A 22,493-nucleotide genomic window follows, 5' to 3' on the forward strand; every position below is an offset into this window, starting at 1 on the left:
TCTTATGATTTATTAGTGAATATAAAAATAACACAACTAATAACTAATGCCATAGGAACAATCAATATAAAATATTTCAATAAGGACGGTACTAACATCGTAATTCCAAAACATAATAATGGAATTGAATATACTAAACTTAGAAAATTTTTACTCCTTTTAGGATATTGTTTAAACGCCTCACGTGATTTACTGCCACGTGTTGGCATCATTGGGTTCCCTCTAAGTGTTGAAATAATTATTACTAGTGAAAACAAAATTATTATCACACCAAATCCTTTTACCATTAAATCTGTAGCCATATATTTCCCCTCTCAATATTAACTAAAGTATAACATTAATAATAGCTAATATAAAAATCATTATTTTCTTATATAAAGAATGAACGAAACGCTATCAGATTGCGACTAATTTTATGGATAATAAAAAAGTCATCAAAAAATGAACCTTTTAAAATAAATTGTACCTAAGTATTATGGGGTAAGTGAAATTTGATGATTAAGGAGGGCGAAATTATGAATAAGGTAGAACTTACCCAAATTGTCAAAGAAGTCCAAAAGGATATTGGACAATTTGAGTTATTATACTCACAGATAATCAAGAAGGTATATTTTTGGTGTTTCACTATAGTAAAGAACAAAGATGATGCAGAAGATGTAGCACAAGAATCAATGCTTAAAATTTATAAAGAAATCAATTCATTGAAAAGTCCAGAAGCATTTAATTCTTGGATGTATCGTTTAGTAACGAATACTTGTTATCGTTATGTAAGTAAAAGTAAAAACAAAGAAGTTGAATTTCTACAAGATGATAATTATTCAAGAAAGTATGAAGATAATATCAAAGAGGAACGTCGTGACAATTTACCTCATGAAGCATATGAGTTAAAAGAAACAAAACGTTTGATTACAATGTTTATTCAAAATCTTCCTGCTAAGCAACAAGAAGTGATTACATTATTTTATCTTGAAGAGTTCAAGATAAATGAGATTGCAGAGATTTTGGAAGACAGTGTTGGAACAATTAAATCGCGGTTATACTCTGGTAGAAAAGATTTAGAAATGCAGATTAAGGAGTACGAAGAAGAAAATAAGGTTAGACTATATGGATTTGTATGGTTTCCACTGGTTGGAGTTGCTCTTCATGAATATCTTGAAGAAGTGTGCAAGGATAGAGATTTATCTTATGATAGAAGTTTTTATGAACTAACAAAGGGATATTTTCTCAGTACACTTACTGGAAAGTTAATTATTTCAATTACTGGAATCGTAATCATTGGGATTTTGCTAATATTTCTACAACCACCAGATAATAAAGTATTAGAAAATCATGCACAAACAAGTTCTTTACTAGAAAATGTAGAAATGCAGAAGAAACTAAATGGTCATCCATACATTGAAGATGTAGCATACAGTGTATTCCCTACTAGAACATCAGTGGAGATAACAATTACTTTAAAGAAAGATATATCAGATCAGGATTTTAAAATTCTATTTAATAATGAAAGTATCAATTTTGAAAGAGATAACATGGAAATAAAACTATATGCTGAAGAAAATGGAGAATATACAGTTATCACAAAAACAAAAGAACTATCATTTGAAATCAATAGTATTGATGAGTATGCACCAGAACTAATAGGTGCAAATAATAATGATGGATATTTATTGTTAGAGATTAATGATGAGAAGTCACAACTTGATTATCAAAAATCATTCATTGAACATGAAGGACAAACTTATGAATTATCAGAAAACTTGAAATTTGAAGGCGAGTTCTCTGGTTTAGTAAAAGTCACTTTAGTTAATAATGAAGGGTATTTTATACGCTATAATTTAAATTTTGAAAAATAAATTCGGAGGAAATATGAAGAAGAAAATTATTAAGACCCTATTAGTTTCACTGATAGCAATAGGGATATTTACAGGAATAAGCAGTAATGTTACAAAAGAGGTAAAAGCAGCAACTGATCCAAGTGCTGCACCTGGAGATTGGGCGTTTACTGCAGAATCAGTATCACTGCATGATGCCATTTTAAGTGCATATCCTACTATAGATCAAGCACCTAATGGTAATGGTGACGGGTTTATTAGTAAAGAAGAAGCGGAGAACTGGAGTGGAACAAGCATTACTATCACTTCTCAAGTTACAGGGAAAATAGATGGAATCGAAAATTTTAAAAATATTAAAATTTTATCTATAGTAAATAACCAATTGACAGGTTCATTACCTGAAAATATCGGAAATATGGAAAGTCTGCAAGTACTACAGCTGTATAATAATGAACTGTCAGGATCAATTCCAACCAGCTTAGGAAGTTTATCTAATTTAACACATTTACATTTACATAGAAATCAATTGACAGGACCAATTCCAAATTCAATTGGATATTTAGCAAATTTAGTTGATTTACAGTTGTACAATAATCAGTTAACAGGATCAATTCCAAGTAGCATAGGAAATTTGAATAATTTAACACAAATTTTCTTATATAATAATCAATTAACAGGGGTTATACCTGATAGTATAGGGAATTTATCAAACCTGAAAATTTTACAATTACAAGGTAATAATTTATCTGGAGAGATACCAGCAAGCCTAGGAAATTTATCAAATTTGATTAATCTAGCACTGTATGAAAATAATCAGTTGACAGGAAATCCAGTAGAGATATTCAAAAATCATACAAAACTTGAGTATTTAAATATTTCTGAAACTAATTTAATTCAAGCGTCACCAGATATTCCTTCACTTGTAACATTTATTTATGATGACCTTTCAGAATTATTATTAAGTGTTGATAAAACAGGCCCAGCAGAAGGATTAACACAAGAAGATATTAATAAAGCACAAGAAAGTGCTGATTGGATTAGTGATCCTGCAGAAAAACAGCAATGGCAAGATAATATTGATTTAGCTCAAAATATGTTAGATGCACAAAACAGTGTGTTAGACTTACTAAATGATACAAAAACTGATATTCAAGAAACAACAACACAAACATCTATTGATGATGCACAAGCACTTGTTACTGCTTTACCAGATGGACAATACAAAACAGACTTACAAGCTGAAATAGATTTAGCACAAGAATATTTAGACAATCGTCTTGCAGCTCAAGCAAAAGTAGAAGATTTATTTACAGATAGTAACCATGTAGATATCAAAGATACAACAAACCAAGCAGCAATTGATGATGCACAAGTTGCAGTAACTGCACTTCCAGACAGTGTATTTAAAGATGCACTACAAGTAGAAATCGATAAAGCACAAGCTATGTTGGATGCCAAAGGCGTTGTGGAAGATTTATTCACTGATAGTAAGCATATAGATATTAATGATACTACAGATCAAGCAGCTATCGATAATACTAGAAATGTTGTTAGTCAGTTACCTGATGGTGAGTTGAAAACAGAATTAAATAAAGAAATTGATAAAGCCCAAGATATGTTAAATGCGAAAAATAAGGTACATGGATTATTTACGGATGGAACACATACTAATATTATTGATGGTTTAACACAGGGGAATGTTGATGATGCTCAAACAGCTGTTGATAAACTACCAAGTGGTGATTTAAAAGATGAACTACAAAAAGAAATCGACAAGGCACAAGATATGTTAGATGCTAAGAATAAAGTCGATAACTTATTTACAGATGATACGCATACGAATATTACTGATGGTTTAACACAAAAGGATATTGATAAAGCCCAAGATGCAGTAGATAAACTGCCTAATGGAGATCTAAAAGATGCTCTTCAAAAGGAAATCGATAAAGCTCAAGACATGTTGAATGCGAGAGATGCAGTAAATGACTTGTTAGACAAAGATGGTAATCTTAATTCAGGTGTAACACAAAAAGAAATTGATAAGGCCCAAGACTTAGTTAACAAATTACCAGATGGTGATTTAAAAACTGAACTTCAAGCAATTATTGATGAAGCACAGAAACAATTAGATGCTCAAAATAAGAATAATCCATCAATTGCTCCAACCGTAGATGCTAGTTCATCTGTTGGGGGAAAAAGTGTAAATACTTCAGATGCAACAAACCTTTCATTATATGGAGGATTACTAATTCTTTCATTAGGTGGTTTAGTCGTATTTATGAAGAAAAGAGAAATGGAATAGAATTAAAATTTATTGATTTACAGAGACTATTAGAAACAAAAAATCTAGTAGTCTTTTTTTATTTCTATACTGTTTTTACTAAAAATGAACTAAGTACACTAATTTAGCGACTAAATATTGTAAAAAAAGAAATATAAAAGCGAACCCTTTTTTTGAAATATGTATATAAGCATTAGGGCAAGTAGATTTTTAATATGAAGGAGGGCGAAAATCATGGATAAGGTAGAACTTACCCAAATTGTCAAAGAGGTCCAAAAGGATATTGGACAATTTGAGTTATTATACTCATTGATTGTTAATAAAGTATATTATTGGTGTTATATGGTAATTGGTAATGAGGCAGATGCAGTAGATGCATCACAGGAAGCAATGATTCGTATTTATAATAAATTGCATACATTAACGAATCCAGAAACCTTTAGTTCATGGATGTATATCTTGGTAAGAAACAGTTGTTATCGATATCTTCATAATCACAAAAAGAAAGATATGGAGTTTTTAGAAAACGCTGATTTCTCAAGAAAATTTGAAGATACCATCATTGAAAAGCGAAGTGATGCAATACCTTCAAAAGCTTATGAAGAAAAAGAAATTCGAGAACTTATTATTGGATTTATTAATAATCTTCCAAGAAAACAAAGAGAAGTAATTATGCTTCACTATCTTGAAGAACTTAAGATAGATGAGATTGCAGAACTTCTAGATTACAAAAAAGGATCTGTAAAGTCTCGCTTGCATGCAGGACGTAGAAATCTAGAGAAACAGATTGCTGAGTACCAGGAAGAAAATGATGTAAAACTATATGGTTTCGCATGGTTGCCTTTATTGGGGTTATTTCTTAAAGAACATATGGATGAATTATCGAGAAAGTATAGTTTTCAATATGATGAGAGTTTATATGTTAATAATGAAGAAAAATCAATTAAGGGAAGAAGACTGCTTAATGGTAAATTGATTTTAGTTGTTAGTGTTTTGGTTATAATTGCAATTATTCTAAACATGAATTTATTTTCATCAAAGGATACAATTCCAACTGAACGAGCAAGTATATCAACCAAAGATAATCAGGATATGTATGAAAAACTAAAAGGTCATCCTTATATTGAAACGATGATTTATAGTACATTCCCTACACGTACCACGGTTGATATTACAATTGAATTAAAGCAGGATATCGAAGAAAACGATATAAAGATAATGCTTAATAAGAATGAACTATCTTTTGAAAAGAAGGAAAACATAATTACATTAACAGCAGAAGAAAATGGAGAATATTCAATAATAATTAAAGATAAGAAGACATCATTTGAAATCGATAGAATTGATGAGTATGCACCAGAATTAATTGGTGTTGTTAACTATGGTAATTATCTACAACTAATTTTAAACGATGAATTATCACAAATTGATTATAAAGAATCATATGTAGAATATTTAGGTAAATCGTATGAAGTTACAGAAGATTTGAAAATATATGGTGAATTTGAAGGCTATGGAGAAATCATCATTTTTAACAAAGAAGGTTATTTTGCAAAGTATGATTCCAAACTAGATTAAAGTATATGAAAACATGGAGGAAATATGAAAAAGAGAATAAGAAGTAAAAAACTAATTAGTAGTTTAGCAATATCCACTTTAGTATTAGGATTGTTTGTAACTACAGTTATTAATGCAGATGAGAGTGAAGTAACAACTGAACCAGAAATTCAAGAAGTTGAAGAAATAACAGAAGAAGAGATTATAGAAGAAGAACAAGAAGTAGTTGAAGAAGAAACCGTTGATGAAGAAGAAGTAATAGAATCTTATATAACATCTACTTCTGAAGCGGAACAAGTAGATCGTTCAAGTCTAGCAAGAGTAGATTTGACTGCTAATGCATTTTCAGAGTCATCAAGACCGTTAGAACAAGCTATTCTTAATGCTTATACAGTTGATGGAATTGATGGAAGCACCCCTGATGGATATATTAGTATAGGTGAGGCGAATGCTTACAGTGGAGAAATCGTTTTATCTTATGCTACTACAAATAATATTATCGGTGGTGGATTAGATGGAATAGAAAACTTTACTCAAATAACATTGCTTAATTTGAGAGGCAACCAATTAAGTGGCTCAATTCCAGCTTCCATTAACATGATGAGTAGTCTAACAAATTTAGATTTAGGGGAGAATTTAATAGAAGGAGAGATTCCATCATCAATAGGTTTATTGACATCACTAACAGATTTACGACTAGATACTAATAATTTAACAGGGCAAATACCTTCATCAATTAAGAATTTAATAAATTTGACACATTTGAGATTGAATAGTAATAACTTAGAGGGAAATGATGAAGCTATATTTGCTAATATGACATCATTAACATATTTTACATATCATTATAATCCAAAAATTAAAAATTTAAACTTATCAGGATTAACAAATTTAGATACAGTATCCATTTCAAGTGCCATAAATTTAAATTTGGATTCAACTCGTTATTTTTATATATCAGGTACTCATAATTATGAAAAATCACTTGTTTCTTTGTATGCTCCTGCTGGAGGTGTAAATTATAGTTATGATGAAAGCACAGGATATTATGTTATCAATAAAAGGGAAGGTATTTCGTATCGGGTGGTAGTAACTTATAAAGATGATGATGGAAATATTGTTAGAGTTGTTTCTACATCAGTAGAATTAAGTGATGGTGGATTGATGGATATCGAAGGAAATCTTATCATAGGTGCAACAGTAGATGATGTTATCGACGGAAAAGTGCATTTACCAAACGGTGGAAAGGTGGTTACTGGAGAGGCAACCTATACCTTTGATGGAAATACTACAATTAGTGAAGAAGAAATTAGTACTGAAGGTAATGTTAAAACAGAAAAACATATACCTGATGGTACTACTGTAGATTTCGTAGGAATCACTACGGAAACGAACAACTCCAATGGAACTGTAATTATAATTGACTTAATGGATTCAAAAGGTACAACCACACTAAAACCAGGATCAATTGTAACTAACAATGATGGAGATAAAGTATATATATCTGATGAAGCAATAATGGATAATGAAGGTAATATAACTTCATCAGGTACATATGTAACAGTAGCAAGCGATAAAACAGCAACAACAAACAGTGATGGTACTATCACATTACCAGAAACCAGCACAGTAACTGTAAATGGTGAAGATACAGTATATCCAGGAACAATAATCTTTAGTCCAGAAGATGGAAGTCTAAAGTATATTCCAGTAAGTGAATTATTAAATGAAGATGGAACAGACTTAGCAACAGGAATTACACAAAAGGAAATTGACGATGCAAGAACTCTTGTAGATGGATTAACAAATGGGAACTTGAAAGACCAATTAACTGAAATCGTTGATACTGCTCAAAACATATTAAATGCAAAAGAAGCAGTAGAAGACTTATTCACAGATGACAGTCATACGGATATCCCTGATGATTTAACTCAAACGGATATTGATAAAGCCCAAGAGTTAGTTGATAAAGTCCCTAATGGAAAACTAAAAGACGAACTACAAAAAGAAATTGATAAAGCGCAAGACATGTTAAATGCTAGAGATAAAGTTAATAACTTATTTACAGACGATACACATACAGATATCCCAGATGATCTGACACAAACGGATATTGATGATGCTCAAAAAACAGTTGATAAACTTCCAAGTGGAGATTTGAAAGATGAGTTACAAAAAGAAATTGATAAAGCACAAAATATGCTAGATGCAAAAGATAAAGTAGATAACTTATTTACAGATAATACGCATACAGACATTACAGGTGGGTTAACACAGAAAGATATTGATAAAGCACAAGATGCAGTTGATAAACTTCCTGATGGAGCTTTAAAAGATGAACTGCAAAAGGAAATCGACAAAGCGCAAGATATGTTGAATGCACAAGATGCAGTAGGTGACTTATTAGATAAAGATGGTAACCTAAATTCAGGTGTAACCCAAGATGATATTAATAAGGCCCAATACTTAGTTAATAAATTACCAGACGGTGACTTGAAGGATGAACTACAGGCAATTATTGATGAAGCACAAAGACAGTTGGATGCAAAAAATGTTAAGAATCCATCAACTGCTCCAACAACAAATAAACCAAGTTTAGCAGCTACTTCAACAACCGGAGGAGATAATGTTAATACTGCAGATACAACAAACTTATCTTTATATCTTGGTTTATTAGCAATTTCATTAGGTGGAATCGTATTAATGAAAAGAAAAAAAGCAAATGTTAAATAATAATTAAAATTTAATACTTAAGAGAGAGACTGTTCGAAAGAATAGTTTTTTTCTGTTAATAAGTATGTAAAATAATGAACGATATAGGAAAAGAATACGACTAAGTAAATGGAAACAAAATTATTTATTTTATAAACCCAACCTTTTTTCAACATCTCCGGTTTAATAAGTAGGGTAAGTAAATTTGTGGTAATAAGGAGGGCGAAAACATGAAAGATGTAGAACTTACCCAAATTGTCAAAGAAGTTCAAAAGGACATTGGACAGTTTGAGTTGTTATACTCACAGATAATCAATAAAGTATATTTTTGGTGTTATACCGTAATTGGAAACGATGCAGATGCAAAGGATGCTGCACAAGAAGCAATGATTCGTATTTATAAAAATGTAGCCAAACTTAAAGAACCAGAGAACTTTACTTCTTGGATGTATGTAATTGTAAGGAATGCTTGTTATAACTATCTAAGATATCACAAGAGTGAAAGTAAAACACTAATGAACTCAGGGGACTTTGTAGATGCTTTTGATGTAAATGTAAAAGACGAACGTAAATATGTATTACCTGAAGAAGCATACAACTTAAAAGAAATGAAAGAATTAGTTTCGAAATTTGTAAGTGAGTTGCCTAGAAAGCAAAGAGAGGCAATTACGTTATTTTATCTTGATGAATTTAAAATAGAAGAAATTGCTAATTTATTACAGTGTCCTGTTGGTAGTGTGAAATCTCGTCTTCATGATGGGAGAAAAAAACTTCAAGAAAAAGTGAATGATTATCAAGAAGAGAATGATATGAAACTGTATGGAATAGTTTTTATTCCTTTCTTAGGTTTGATTCTAAAAGAATATAGAGAAACTATATGCGCAAGACAAACATTAGATTATGATGAAACAATATATAAAGGTAAATCAGCAAAAAAGAGTTATAAAAAAATAGCATCATCTAAAATGATAATAAGTTCCTTGGTGTTAATTGTAATTTTTATTTTGATCACTCCTCTATTTGTAAATAACAAATCAGAAACTGATGATTATCTTAGTAATGGTTCTTTATTCAATCTTGAAATGTACAACAAGTTGAAAGAGAATCCTTATATTGAAGACATTGTATATCTAACGTTTCCAACAAGAACAACCGTAGATGTATCAATTATATTAAAACAAGACTTTTCCAAAGAAGAAATCAAAATAACACATGGAAAGAAAGAATTATCATTTGAAAAAAAGAATAATGAACTATTTATTCAAGTAGAAGAGAATGGTGAATATACTATCAGTATTAAGAATGAAAATACAACATTCACGATAGATAGAATTGATAAATATGCACCTGAATTTCTTGGAATCATTAATTATGATAATTATATTCAACTAATGATTAACGATGGACAATCACAAGTAAATTATGAAACTTCTTTTGTTGAGTATGAAGGGGAACACTATTCATTTGGTAATGATTTACGTGTTGATGGAAGATTCAATGGAACAGTCAAAATTACTTTATTTCATAAAGATGGATACTTTATGAAATATTCAATAGATCTTAAATAAATAATGGAGGACAAAATGAAAAAGAGAATAAAAAGCAAAAAACTAATCAGTAGTTTAGCGATTTCTACTTTAGTATTAGGGTTATTTGTAACTACAGTAATTAATGCAGATGAAACTGAAGTAAAAATGGAACCTGAAATTTTAGAAGTAGAAGAACAGAATGATGATGTTGTTAAAGAAGAAAAAATAGTAGAGGAAGAAAAAGCCGACAATAATGAAGTGGATGTTAATTTAGAAGAAATAGATGCATCTGCATCAGAACAAGTAGATCGTTCTAGTCTAGCTAGAGTTGACTTAACAGCAGATGCTTTTCCAGAATCATCAAAATCATTAAATGATGCACTAGTTGCAGAATATGGAGTATTAATAGATACGGATAATAATGGAACTATTAGTATAGGTGAAGCAAATGATTATACAGGGAATATTTCGTTATATCAAAAACTAATAACGGGAACTTTAACGGGAATTGAGAACTTTACAAATGTATCAAAAGTCTTATTGGATGGAAATCTATTAACTGGAGAGCTTCCTGCAAATATTGATAAAATGACAGCATTAACTTCTATAAGTTTAAATGATAATTTATTAAGTGGAACCCTTCCGGAAAGTCTGGCAGACCTTCCAAATCTAGAAACGGTATATTTGGATCTTAATAAATTTGAAGGTGAGATACCAGCAGTCTATGCAACTATGCCAGCCATTAAATTTTTTAGTATATCAAATAATAACTTAGAAGGGGAAGTGCCTGCAGGTATGTTAGATATACCTTCTTTATATCATTTTAATATTGGATGTAATCCTTTAATGACTGGAGGAATTAGTTCTAGTACATCAAATACTCATATTACATCATTGAATTTTGCATTTACAGGTATTACAAGTGCGGATTTATCAAATTTTGATTCATTGATTACACTATGTGTAACAAAAGCGACGAATGCAAATTTAACAGGTGTTACAACTTTTTATGTAAATGGAAGCAAGGATATTTATTCGCCACAAGTTAGATTAACTGGTACAGCGGGAGCTATTACTTGGGATGAAGCAACAGGTTATTATGTAATTGCACCAAGCAGTAGTGTAATTTATAAAATTCGTGTACCATTCATACGTGAAAATGGTACCTATGGTTCAGTTGATGCTTCATCAATTTCATTAGACTTATCAGCTGGTGGATTGATGGATAATGAAGGTAACTTAATCATTGGTGCAACACTTAGAGACGTAAAGGATGGAATTGTAGTTCTAGAGAATGGTGGTACTGTAGTTACAGGTGGTGCCACATATACATTTGATGAGTATACAGAAGTTGGAGAAAAAGAAATTACTACTACAGGAACAGTGGAAGTTCTTAATCACATCACAGAAAATAATTCAGGATCTACAACAGTTGGATTTGGTAATACAACAAATGTATCATCACCAAGTGGATCGGATACTACAATTAGATTAGATGGGTTAGGTGGAGAAACAATTCTTCCTCCAGGAAGTATTGTAACTGATAATAAAGGAGATAAAGTATATATATCAGATGAATCAGTAATGGATGATGAAGGAAACATCACATCATCAGGAACTTATGTAACAGTATCGAAAGACGAAACAGAAACTATAAACAGTGATGGTACAATCACATTACCAGAAAACAGCACAGTAACTGTAAATGGCGAAGATACAACTTATCCAGGAACAATTATCTTTAGTCCTGAAGATGGTAGTCTAAAGTACATTCCAGTAAGTGAATTATTAAATGAAGATGGAACAGACTTAGGAAAAGGGATTACACAAAAAGATATTGATGATGCAAGAACTCTTGTAGATGGATTAACAGAAGGCGCATTGCAAGGTCAATTAACAGAAATCATTGATACTGCTCAAAATATATTGAATGCTAAAGATGCAGTTGAAGATTTATTTACAGATGGAACACATACCAACATTCAAGATAGTTTAACACTAACTGACATTAACGATGCTCAAGATTTAGTTAATAAGATTCCAGATGGAACTTTAAAAGATGATTTGCAAAAGGAAATCGATAAAGCAAAGGATATGCTGAATGCCAAAGATAAAGTAGATGGTTTATTCACAGATGAAGCGCACACAGATATTATTGATGGATTAACACAAGGGAATATTGATGATGCACAAAAAGAAGTTAATAAATTACCAAGTGGAGATTTAAAAGACGAGTTACAAAAAGAAATTGATAAAGCGCAAAATATGCTAGATGCAAAAGATAAAGTAGATAACTTGTTTACAGATGATACGCATACAGACATTCCAGATGGACTAACACAGAAAGATATTGATAAAGCACAAGACACAGTTGATAAGTTACCAAGTGGAACTTTAAAGGATGAACTGCAAAAGGAAATCGATAAAGCACAAGACATGCTAGATGCAAAGGATAAAGTGGATAATTTATTTAATGATAAGAAAGATAATCTTGGAGATGGCGTAACACAGAAAGATATTGATAAGGCACAAGATGCAGTAGATAAATTACCAGATGGAACATTGAAAGATGAGCTACAAAAAGAAATCGACAAAGCGCAAGATATGCTGAATGCAAAAGATGCAGTAGGTGATTTATTAGATAAAGATGGTAACCTTAATTCTGGTATCACACAAGAAGACATTGATAAAGCCCAAGATTTAGTTAATAAATTGCCAGATGGTGAACTGAAAAATGAACTACAAACAATTATTGACAACGCACAAAAGCAATTGGATGAGAAAAATAAGAACAATCCATCAACTGCTCCTACAGTTCAAAAACCAAGTGTTGATAGTGGTTCAACAAGCAGTACAAGTAATGTGAAAACTGGTGATACAACAAATGTATCTCTATACCTAGGGTTATTAGCAATTTCATTAGGTGGGGTTGTGTTGGTTAAAAGAAGAAAAATAGAATTAAAATAATACAAGTATTTAAAACAAAATATCTACAATGAGAACTATTCGAAAGAGTAGTTCTTTTTGCGTTATAAATATAGATAAAATAATGAACGAAATACTAATATAAAACGACTAACTAAATGGACAAAACTATTTTTATAAAAAACCGAACCTTTCTTATTATTTTCCTGTGTAAATACCAGGGTAAGTAGAGTTTGGTAATTAAGGAGGGCAAAATATGGATAAGAAAGAACTTACCCAAATTGTCAAAGCAGTACAAAGAGACAAAGGACAATTTGAGTTATTATACTCACAAATTATTAATAAAGTATATTTCTGGTGCTATACCCTAAGTAGTAATGAAGCAGAAGCAAAAGATATGGCACAAGAAGCAATGATCCGTATTTACAATAAAATTGATAATGTTGAAAAACCAGAATACTTTACATCATGGATGTATAAAGTAGTACGTAATAGTGGAATCAATTATATGGAACAAAATAGAAAAAAAGAATTACCATTCTTAGATGATGAAGAATTTTCAGGACAATTCGAAGCAGTTGTTCGTGAAGAGAGAAAAGATCATATGCCAAAAGAAGCATACGATTTAAAAGAAACCAAGAAATTAATTAGTAAGTTTATTGATAATCTACCAAAAATGCAAAGAGAAGTTATTACGTTATTTTACTTAGAAGAAATGAAAATCAATGAGATTGCAGAAACTCTTGATTATAATATTGGTTCAGTAAAATCACGATTATATTCAGGAAGAAAGAATTTAGAACTTCAGATTAGCGACTATCAGGAAAAGAACAATGTAAAGCTATATAGTATTGCCTTATTACCATTACTTGGATTAATTATACAGGAGTATAGCGCAGAACTATGTGACAAACAAGATTTAGCATATGATGAAAGCATTTATACAACCACTGGTTCAACATCGCTAATTAATCTTTCAATGATACTATCAGCCAAAGTACTAGTGACACTTCTTTCAGTTTTTATCATAGTTATATTATTAATTTCTTTTAGTGGAGTTATTCAAAATAAAGAAAATAACAACTATGGAAAAACAAGCACAGTAATCAATGAATATGAAGAGGAAATGGAAGAAAACTTAAAAGGTCATCCGTATATCAAAGGAATTACTTACAGTACATTCCCTACCCGAACCTCAGTTGATGTTTCTATTACTTTAAAACAAGAGTTAGCAAAGAAAGATATATCAATATTGTTTGATGATGAAGAAATCTATTTTGAAAAAAGTAATAAGATAGTTAGATTAGATGCTAAAGAAAACGGAGAATATACAATCATTATTAATAGTAAAAAAATGATGTTTACAATTGATCGAATAGATAGTTATGCACCTGAAGTAACAGGTATATCAAACTATGGAGATTATATACAACTATATGTAAATGATGAATTATCACAAATTGATTATTCAAAATCTTATCTAGTATATCAGGGAAAAGATTATGCAATACCTAATAACTTAACAATTGATGGAAAGTTTCAAGGGATGGTAGAAATAATACTATTTAATAAAGAAGGATATTATATTGAGTATAATTTGAATCTTAAATAATTAATATAAAAGGAGGACATATGAAATCGAATAAACAAAAAATATTAATGAGTTTGCTTGCTGTTGGAATGTTATTTAGTTTAACAACAGCAAATGCAATTACAGCAAATGAATTAGAAGAAGAAAATAATGAAATACATGAAGAACAAGAAACAGTTGAAGAAGAGATAATTGATGAAACAGAGATTCAAGAAGAAATCGTTATTGATGTGAATAATGAAGTAACAGAAGAAGAAACAGCGCCTGAAGAGGTTGTTACAACATCACAAACTCTAGATGTAAATCCTACATCTGGAATTGTTGCAACAAGTGCGTCTTTAGAAGCTGATGTAACAACGCTGGCACAAGCATTTCCAGATGCTAACTTTAGAACATTTGTAGGTAAAACGGTTTTAGGAAATGCTAGTTATGATGATAGTACAGATAGTGGAAATAAGTTAACAACTGCAGATATTACTAAAATTACAGCAAGAACAGGGGTGTCTATATCAAATTTAAACATTGAATCATTAGATGGAATTAAATACTTCACCAGTCTTACTAGTTTATCATGTGGTGGGAACTTATTAACAGAATTAGATGTATCAATGCTTACTAACTTGAAGACTATAAATTGTTCTAGCAATCAACTAGTAAGTTTGAATGTATCGAATCTAACAAATCTAACAAGTTTAAATTGTATAAAAAACCAATTAGTAGAATTGGATGTATCGACATTAATAAACTTAAAAACTTTGACGTGTACAACTAATCAATTAACAAGCTTAGATGTATCAAATTTGATTAATTTGGAAACATTGACATGTACTGGAAATCAAATAAGTGCATTAGATATAACTGCATTAAACGATTTAACAACATTAACATGTAATTCTAATAAAATCAAAGAGCTAGATTTATCAAATTCTATAAACTTAACTACATTAATATGCAGTAGTAATTTGATAGAAGAATTAGATGTATCTGCGCTAGCAAACTTAACATATTTAAATTGTAATATTAATCAACTTAGTACATTAGATGTATCGAATCTAATCAATTTAGAGACATTGCATTGTGGAACAAATAACTTAACAAGTTTAGATTTAACAAATTTGGGGAATTTGAAAGTTTTAGGGTGTGGAAAAAATAATTTAACAGAATTAGATGTAACAAATTTAACAGATTTAACGCAAATTAATTTTCAATCTAATAAAATAACATCAATTGATTTATCAAATAACCATAAATTAACGAGCATTCAATGTTATATCAATCCAATTAGTAAGATAGTAATTTCAGAAGCTGCGAAACCAAATATTACAACTTTTAATTACCGCTCAACTAACATTGAATCGATTGATTTAACTAACTTTACTTCATTGACAGGAACTCTTGCAATGACTAAATCAACAAATGCAAACTTAAGTCAGTTGGGAGCTTTATATGTAACAGGTAGTAGACCATATACAGATACATCAATGGTGCGTGTACTTGCAGATGTGGGATCAATTAGTTGGGATGCAGGTACAGGATATTATGTAATTCCAGCAAACTGTAACGCAACATATGGCTTTAGTGTAACTTCTCCCTCTTCTAATGGGTTTTCGAGTCAGGAAAATGTAGATTCATTACCAAATGGAGGATTAATGGATGATGAAGGAAACCTTATTCCAGGTGCTACTCTAGCAGATGTATTATCAGATGGCACAATTAAAGTTCCTGCAGGTGGAACTATTGCAACACCAAACGGTACCTATACTTTTGATGGAGAAGCAACAATTAAAGATGGTGTGATTACAACAAAAGACTCATACATGTTTGAAAAGAATATCTCAGTATATGATGAAGCAACAGATAGTTATGTAGCAGATATTAGTGCAATTAAAACAGTAGTAGATGTGAAAGATGGAACATCATCATCAATTGATTCAATTACTGGTGAAATGGATGTTACTGCTGGATCTGTTGTTACTAACAACAATGGAGATAAAACATATCTTACAGACAAAGGAACTGTAGATACAGATGGTAATGTAATCAGTGATGGAACAATGATTAGTGTTCCTGCTGATAAAACAGGAGAAGTTACGACTGATGGTAATGGAAATACAGTATTACCAGGAGGAAGTATTGTAAGTGACAACGGAGAAGAAGTTGCATATCCAGGTACAATAGTGATTGATAAAGATGATAATTCAATTACGTATCTTCCAGTTGATAGTTTACTAAATGAAGATGGAACAAATCTTGCATCTGGAATTGATCAAAAAGCAATTGATGATGCACAAGCAATTGTTGATCAAATGACAGATAGTAATCTAAAAACAGAATTACAAGATAAGATTAATACTGCTCAAGATATGTTAGATGCTAAAAATGCAGTAGATGATTTATTCAATGATAAGAAAGATAATCTTGCTGAGGACGTTACTCAGAAAGATATTGATGATGCAAAAGACTTAGTGAATAAGCTTCCAGATGGAGAGTTAAAAGAAGAACTACAAAAAGAACTAGATAAAGCACAAGATATGCTGAATGCTAAAAATGCTGTGGAAGACTTATTGGACAAAGATGGTAATTTAAACACTGGTGTAACGCAAGAGGATATTGATAATGCACAGGATTTAGTAAATAAACTACCGGATGGAGAATTGAAAGATCAACTTCAAACAATTATTGATGATGCACAAAAACAATTAGATGAGAAAAATAATCCAATTGTGAATCCATCAACAAAACCTACAACATCAGTACCAGTTCAAAAACCTAGTGTTGCAGGTAGTTCAACAACTGGAAATAATGTTGATACTTCAGATACTACAAACCTATCTCTGTATTTAGGAATGTTAGTAGTATCATTATCTGGATTAGTAATAGTGTTAAAACGAAACAAAGCAAAAAACTAAAGTATAGCAAAGGAATTGTCGATTAAGGCAATTCTTTTTGCATATTCACGCATAATTCACATACAGTTTAAAGTGAGTTCAAAAAAGGTATATATAATCATTGTAAATACTACAAGAAATCCAAGATAGAAAGAGGTACATATGAAGGAGTATATACTGAAAGAGAATGAAGATGGCAGTAAGATTACCGTACGTGATGTTCAATTGATTCTTCTGGATATGCTGAAGGACATTGATGTGATTTGTAGGAAGCATAATATTCCATATTATATGACTGGTGGCTCTTGTTTAGGAGCAGTACGTCATGAAGGATTTATTCCATGGGATGACGATGCTGATATTGGAATGCTATATGATGACTATCTGCGGTTTATTGATATCCTTAAGAAGGAATTAGATAGTGATCAGTATTATTTTCAATGCTTTGATACTCATAAAGAATATAATGTATGTATTCCCGCAATGAAAATAAGAAAACGTGGTACTTATGTTAAAGAAGCAAATACACTATTAAGGAACCGTTGTGAGGATGGTGATGGCTTATTTATTGATGTATTTGTAATTGACTATATTAATGAAAAAAAGAGTATAGATTTCCTTCATCGCATGAAATCTTACTTATATATGAGCGCGATTACTCTATTAGAAAACATTGGTTTCCATCCCTATAAGATAAAACGGCGATTTGTAGATTTCGCAAGAAACTATTCTTATAAAAATCGTAATAGTAATCTTATTGGCTTAGATCTTACTTGGACATTTAACTCTCCGTTTCACCCAGTTGTCTATCGAAAAGATGAAATATTTCCTATTCAATATCATAAATTCGAAGACACAGAATTACCAATACCAAAGCAACCAGAAAAACTACTCAATGTTCAGGTTGCAGTAAACCATATGTCGTTTCCTCCCCTACATATGCAAAAACCAAAACATATTGTAGATGTAAATTTAAATGGTGAAGAAAGTACCATTGAAGATACAAAACGAAATAACTATACAGTTCGTATCCTTGTCGCTACAATTTTGTTTATTTTAATCATTCTTCCAAAATTTGATTGTTAATAATTTAAATCATTAAAAAATTCTAGATTCTACTAATAATAGAGTCTAGAATTTTTTTGTATTAAAAACTGAACGTTAAGTGCTTTAATTACGACTAATTATTGCGTAACATAACAAAATAAAAAAGATAAATAAAAAGCGAACCCTTTAAAAAAAATAAGCGTGTTAGTAGTAGGGTAAGCTGTTAATAGTTATTAAGGAGGGCGAAATAATGGATAAGGTAGAACTTACCCAGATTGTTAAAGAAGTTCAAAAAGACATAGGGCAATTTGAGTTATTATACTCACAGATTATAAATAAAGTATATTTTTGGTGCTATACAGTTGTTCCAAACGAAACAATAGCAAAAGATATGACACAAGAGGCAATTATTCGAATCTATACTAAGATTAGAGAAGTAAAAAAACCTCAATACTTCACTTCATGGATGTATCGTGTTGTAAGAAATACCTGTATTTCTTATCTTAGAAACAATAAAAAATATGAATCAGAATTTCTATATAATGATGGATATAATGAAGATTTTGAAATCAATATAGTTGAAGAAAGAAAAGATAATTTACCTGAAGATGCATATGATTTAAAAGAGACAAAGAATCTAGTTATAAATTTTATAAATAACCTTCCTAAAAAACAGAAAGAAGTAATTACCCTTTACTATCTAGAAGAATTTAAAGTAGAAGAAATTGCATCAATTTTAGATTATAATGCAGGATCAGTTAAATCAAGATTACATGCAGGCAGAAAGAATCTGGAACAACAAATTAATGAGTATCAGAAAAAAAACAATGTAAAACTATACAATGTAGCGATATTCTCACTACTTGGATTAATCCTTTCTGAATATCGAGACGAGGTTTGCAGTAACCAGAATTTAGCCTATGACCAAACAATGTATCCTACAAATAATATATCCTTTCTAGGGAGGATTTTAAATTTACTATCAGGAAAAGTAATTATCGCATCAATATCAGTGATTGTGGTAGGGGTAGCAACAATTACTTATTTAAATTATCATGATGAAATAATCGATTTGAATAATGTTAATCCATCAAAGCATAATGTAAAACTTGATGAAGAAATAAGAAAAAATCCATATATAGATAGTATTTCTTATGTTTCGTTTCCATCAAGAACATCTCGTAATGTTTTAATCGTATTGGAAAATGAAACTAAGCAAGAAATTGAAATTTTGTTTAATGAGCAAGAAATTACTTATAGAAAAGATGGAAAAAATATTGTACTTCAGGTTATGGAGAACGGAACCTATTCAATTATTGTGGACGATACAGAAATAGCATTTGATATAGATTTAATTCAGAAAAATGCCCCTGAATTAATAAGTGTTGATAATTATGGAGATTACATAAAGTTAAATATAAATGATGAATTATCACAAATAGACTACAAAAAATCATATGTAAGTTATCGAGGAAAATCTTATATGATTGGTAAAGACTTAATAATTAATGAAGTTTTTCAAGGTGAAGCAGAAGTTGTTTTATTTAATAGAGAAGGATTGCATATAGGATATGATATTGAACTTTAGTAAATATGAGATATGAATAAAAGATAAAATGGAGGAATTATAAATGAAATCAAAGATTAGAAAAATATCAATGTTCGCCTTGATTGCTGGTTTACTAGTAACGCTGGCAGGACGTAATATAATCAAAGCAGAAGAAGATCCTACAGATGAAGTAGTGGTTGAAGAACAGACTGCAGAAGAGGTAGTAGAAAAAGAAGAAACTGAAGAAATAGAAAACGTTGCTGATAATGAAGCACCAGTGCAAACATTATCTATCGTTGCACCAATGACAACAGGTGTTAGCACACTAGTTCCTGAGACAACTACTTTAGGTCAAGCTTTTCCAGATGCTAATTTTAGAAAATGGGTAGCTGAAACTGGATTAAGTCTATCATCATATGATGAAAACACAGTGCTTACCACAGCGAATGTTAATAGAATAAAAACAATAGCATTAGTTAGAGTTAGTAATAGTGAAATTGAGTCTTTAGAGGGGATTAAGCATTTTACAGGAATGACACAACTGACTGCTTCTGGTAATAAGTTAACAGAACTTGACTTAACAGGGCTTTCAAATTTAACTACACTAACAATTTCATCTAATGAAATTAGTACCCTTAATATTACTGGTGTAACAGGACTAACAAGTTTACTGGCACACAATAATAAGCTAACAAGTTTAGATGTATCAGCTTTATCAAGTTTACAAACATTACAAGTATCAAACAATCAGTTATCAAGCTTGGATGTATCAATGCTTAATAGCTTAGTAACGTTAAATGTACATGAAAACCCAATTAGTGAATTGAATATTTCAAATGCTTCTAAAGCGACATTAGCAACACTTCACTATCGTAATACAAATATTCCAAGTTTAGATTTAACAGGATTCACTGCCCTTACTACAGTGTCAGTAACAAAATCTACTGGAGGGAATTTAAGTTTACTTAGTGGACTACAAGTTTCAGGTAGTCGTGAATGGGAAGACAGATATATGATTCGTCTTTACTATACAACAGGTGCATTAACTAGAGATGCAGCAACAAATTATTATATTATTGCACCATCTATGGGAGTTGAATATAAATTCCATATTCCTTTAGGTGATAGAGTACAAGGTTCTATCGATACACCACAAGTTGCTTTGCCTGAAGGTGGAATCTTGGATGATGAAGGTAACTTAATTGTAGGAGCAAATGCTTCAAACATTGCAGGAGATGGAACAATCACGCTTCCTACTGGTGGAACAATCATTACTCCTGAGGGAACATTTACATTTAGTGGAAGTGTTTCTATAAAAGATGGAATTATTACTACAAATGACAGTTATACATATGGTAAAAATACCGCAACATACGATGAAGGAACAGGAATAAGTACAGGAAATGTTGGTGATGTAACAACAATAGTGGAACCAGGAGAAGGTTCAGTATCAATTTCAACAATCGGAAGTGGATCTACAATTCCTGAAGGGACTATAATCACAAATGATGCAGGAAATAAAGTGTATGCATTAGATGGTGGAAATGTTGATTCTGAAGGTAATGTTACATCAAATGGAACCGTTATTAGTGTTCCATCAGATAAAGTGGGAAATATCTCAACCGATGGAGATGGAAAAATATCATTACTAGCAGGAAGTATTGTAAGCAATAATGGTGAAGATGTATCTTATCCAGGAACAATAGTTTATAATCCAGAAGATAATAGTGTTAAGTATTTACCAGTTGATGGATTATTCAATGAAGATGGAACATTAAAAGATGGTGTTACGCAAGAAGATATTACAAATTCTAAGGATTTTGTAAATGGATTAGATGATAGTGCTTTAAAAACAGAATTACAAAATAAAGTAGAAGAAGCACAAAAAGAGTTAGATGAAAGAAATGCTGAAAAAGCAGTAGAAGATTTATTTGATGAAGATGGAAACATCAAAGATACTGTAACGCAAGACGATATTGATAATGCACAAGATCTAGTTAATAAAGTAAAAGATGAAGATAAGAAGAAAGAACTTCAAGACAAACTAGATGAAGCACAAAAACAATATGATGAAAACCACTTTATAGTATTAGAAGCATTCAAAACATTTACTGGTATGGGAACAGTAAGTACAAAGATTGATGCACCAGTAGAAAAATTCTCCAAAGTATATGTAGATGGAAAAGAACTAGATGCAAGTAATTATGAAGTAACAAGTGGAAGTACAGTAATTACATTAAAGGAATCATACTTAAAAACATTAGCGAATGGTACGTATGATGTGGAAGTAGAATTTGTAAGTGGAGCAAGAGTAAATTCTCCATTAACAGTAGATGTGAAATCAAACCCATCAAAACCTCCAGTGACAACAGATCCAACGCCAACTATCCCTGGAAATCCTACTACTTCTAATCCAAGTATTGATCCAAGTAATTCTTCAACAAGTGGAAGTGGTGTAAACTCAGGAGATACAACAAACAACACATTGTATTTTATGATGTTAGTATCTTCATTAGCAATATTAGGATTGTATGCTAAAAAAAGAAAAGCAGTTAAGTAATAACTATACATAAATTTAGAAA

Annotated in this window: 12 protein-coding genes; 11 read left to right on the forward strand and 1 reads right to left on the reverse strand. The window is 30.8% G+C overall.

Annotation, left to right across the window (positions count from 1 at the left end; genetic code table 11):
• Positions 1 to 2: 2 nt before the first annotated feature.
• Entirely contained in the window at positions 3 to 302 is a 300-nt protein-coding gene (locus tag J2S15_RS08225; protein WP_307407192.1) for a hypothetical protein, read from the reverse strand.
• Positions 303 to 515: 213 nt separating this feature from the next.
• On the opposite strand from J2S15_RS08225, the gene J2S15_RS08230 reads away from it, so the two are divergent.
• The 11 genes from J2S15_RS08230 (at position 516) to J2S15_RS08280 (ending at position 22,471) form a co-directional block, all read left to right on the forward strand.
• Positions 516 to 1,853 carry an RNA polymerase sigma factor gene (locus J2S15_RS08230; protein ID WP_307407194.1) on the forward strand — a complete coding sequence of 446 codons (1,338 nt, stop codon included), beginning with the start codon at positions 516 to 518 and terminating at the stop codon, positions 1,851 to 1,853.
• Positions 1,854 to 1,866: 13 nt separating this feature from the next.
• Entirely contained in the window at positions 1,867 to 4,134 is a 2,268-nt protein-coding gene (locus J2S15_RS08235; protein WP_307407196.1) for a toxin Cry1Ac domain D-VI-related protein, read from the forward strand.
• Positions 4,135 to 4,347: 213 nt separating this feature from the next.
• The gene (locus tag J2S15_RS08240) at positions 4,348 to 5,691 is read left to right on the forward strand and encodes an RNA polymerase sigma factor (protein WP_307407198.1); all 1,344 of its coding nucleotides are present in this window, start codon (positions 4,348 to 4,350) and stop codon (positions 5,689 to 5,691) included.
• Between the two features lie 24 nt (positions 5,692 to 5,715).
• A complete protein-coding gene (locus J2S15_RS08245; protein ID WP_307407200.1) occupies positions 5,716 to 8,403 on the forward strand; it encodes a toxin Cry1Ac domain D-VI-related protein in 2,688 nt (895 codons plus the stop codon).
• 209 nt (positions 8,404 to 8,612) lie between these two features.
• A complete protein-coding gene (locus tag J2S15_RS08250; RefSeq protein WP_307407202.1) occupies positions 8,613 to 9,950 on the forward strand; it encodes an RNA polymerase sigma factor in 1,338 nt (445 codons plus the stop codon).
• A gap of 15 nt (positions 9,951 to 9,965) precedes the next feature.
• The gene (locus J2S15_RS08255) at positions 9,966 to 12,878 is read left to right on the forward strand and encodes a toxin Cry1Ac domain D-VI-related protein (protein ID WP_307407204.1); all 2,913 of its coding nucleotides are present in this window, start codon (positions 9,966 to 9,968) and stop codon (positions 12,876 to 12,878) included.
• Between the two features lie 214 nt (positions 12,879 to 13,092).
• Positions 13,093 to 14,448 carry an RNA polymerase sigma factor gene (locus J2S15_RS08260; RefSeq protein WP_307407206.1) on the forward strand — a complete coding sequence of 452 codons (1,356 nt, stop codon included), beginning with the start codon at positions 13,093 to 13,095 and terminating at the stop codon, positions 14,446 to 14,448.
• 20 nt (positions 14,449 to 14,468) lie between these two features.
• On the forward strand, positions 14,469 to 17,336 hold the full coding sequence (locus J2S15_RS08265) for a toxin Cry1Ac domain D-VI-related protein (protein WP_307407208.1): 2,868 nt from the start codon (positions 14,469 to 14,471) through the stop codon (positions 17,334 to 17,336).
• Between the two features lie 141 nt (positions 17,337 to 17,477).
• Positions 17,478 to 18,401: a LicD family protein gene (locus tag J2S15_RS08270; RefSeq protein WP_307407210.1), complete on the forward strand. Its 924-nt coding sequence runs from the start codon at positions 17,478 to 17,480 to the stop codon at positions 18,399 to 18,401.
• A gap of 211 nt (positions 18,402 to 18,612) precedes the next feature.
• On the forward strand, positions 18,613 to 19,950 hold the full coding sequence (locus tag J2S15_RS08275; RefSeq protein WP_307407212.1) for an RNA polymerase sigma factor: 1,338 nt from the start codon (positions 18,613 to 18,615) through the stop codon (positions 19,948 to 19,950).
• Positions 19,951 to 19,993: 43 nt separating this feature from the next.
• Positions 19,994 to 22,471 carry a toxin Cry1Ac domain D-VI-related protein gene (locus J2S15_RS08280; RefSeq protein WP_307407214.1) on the forward strand — a complete coding sequence of 826 codons (2,478 nt, stop codon included), beginning with the start codon at positions 19,994 to 19,996 and terminating at the stop codon, positions 22,469 to 22,471.
• Positions 22,472 to 22,493 lie beyond the last annotated feature (22 nt).

Source organism: Breznakia pachnodae, assembly GCF_030814225.1.
Taxonomy (GTDB): Bacteria; Bacillota_I; Bacilli_A; order Erysipelotrichales; family Erysipelotrichaceae; genus Breznakia; species Breznakia pachnodae.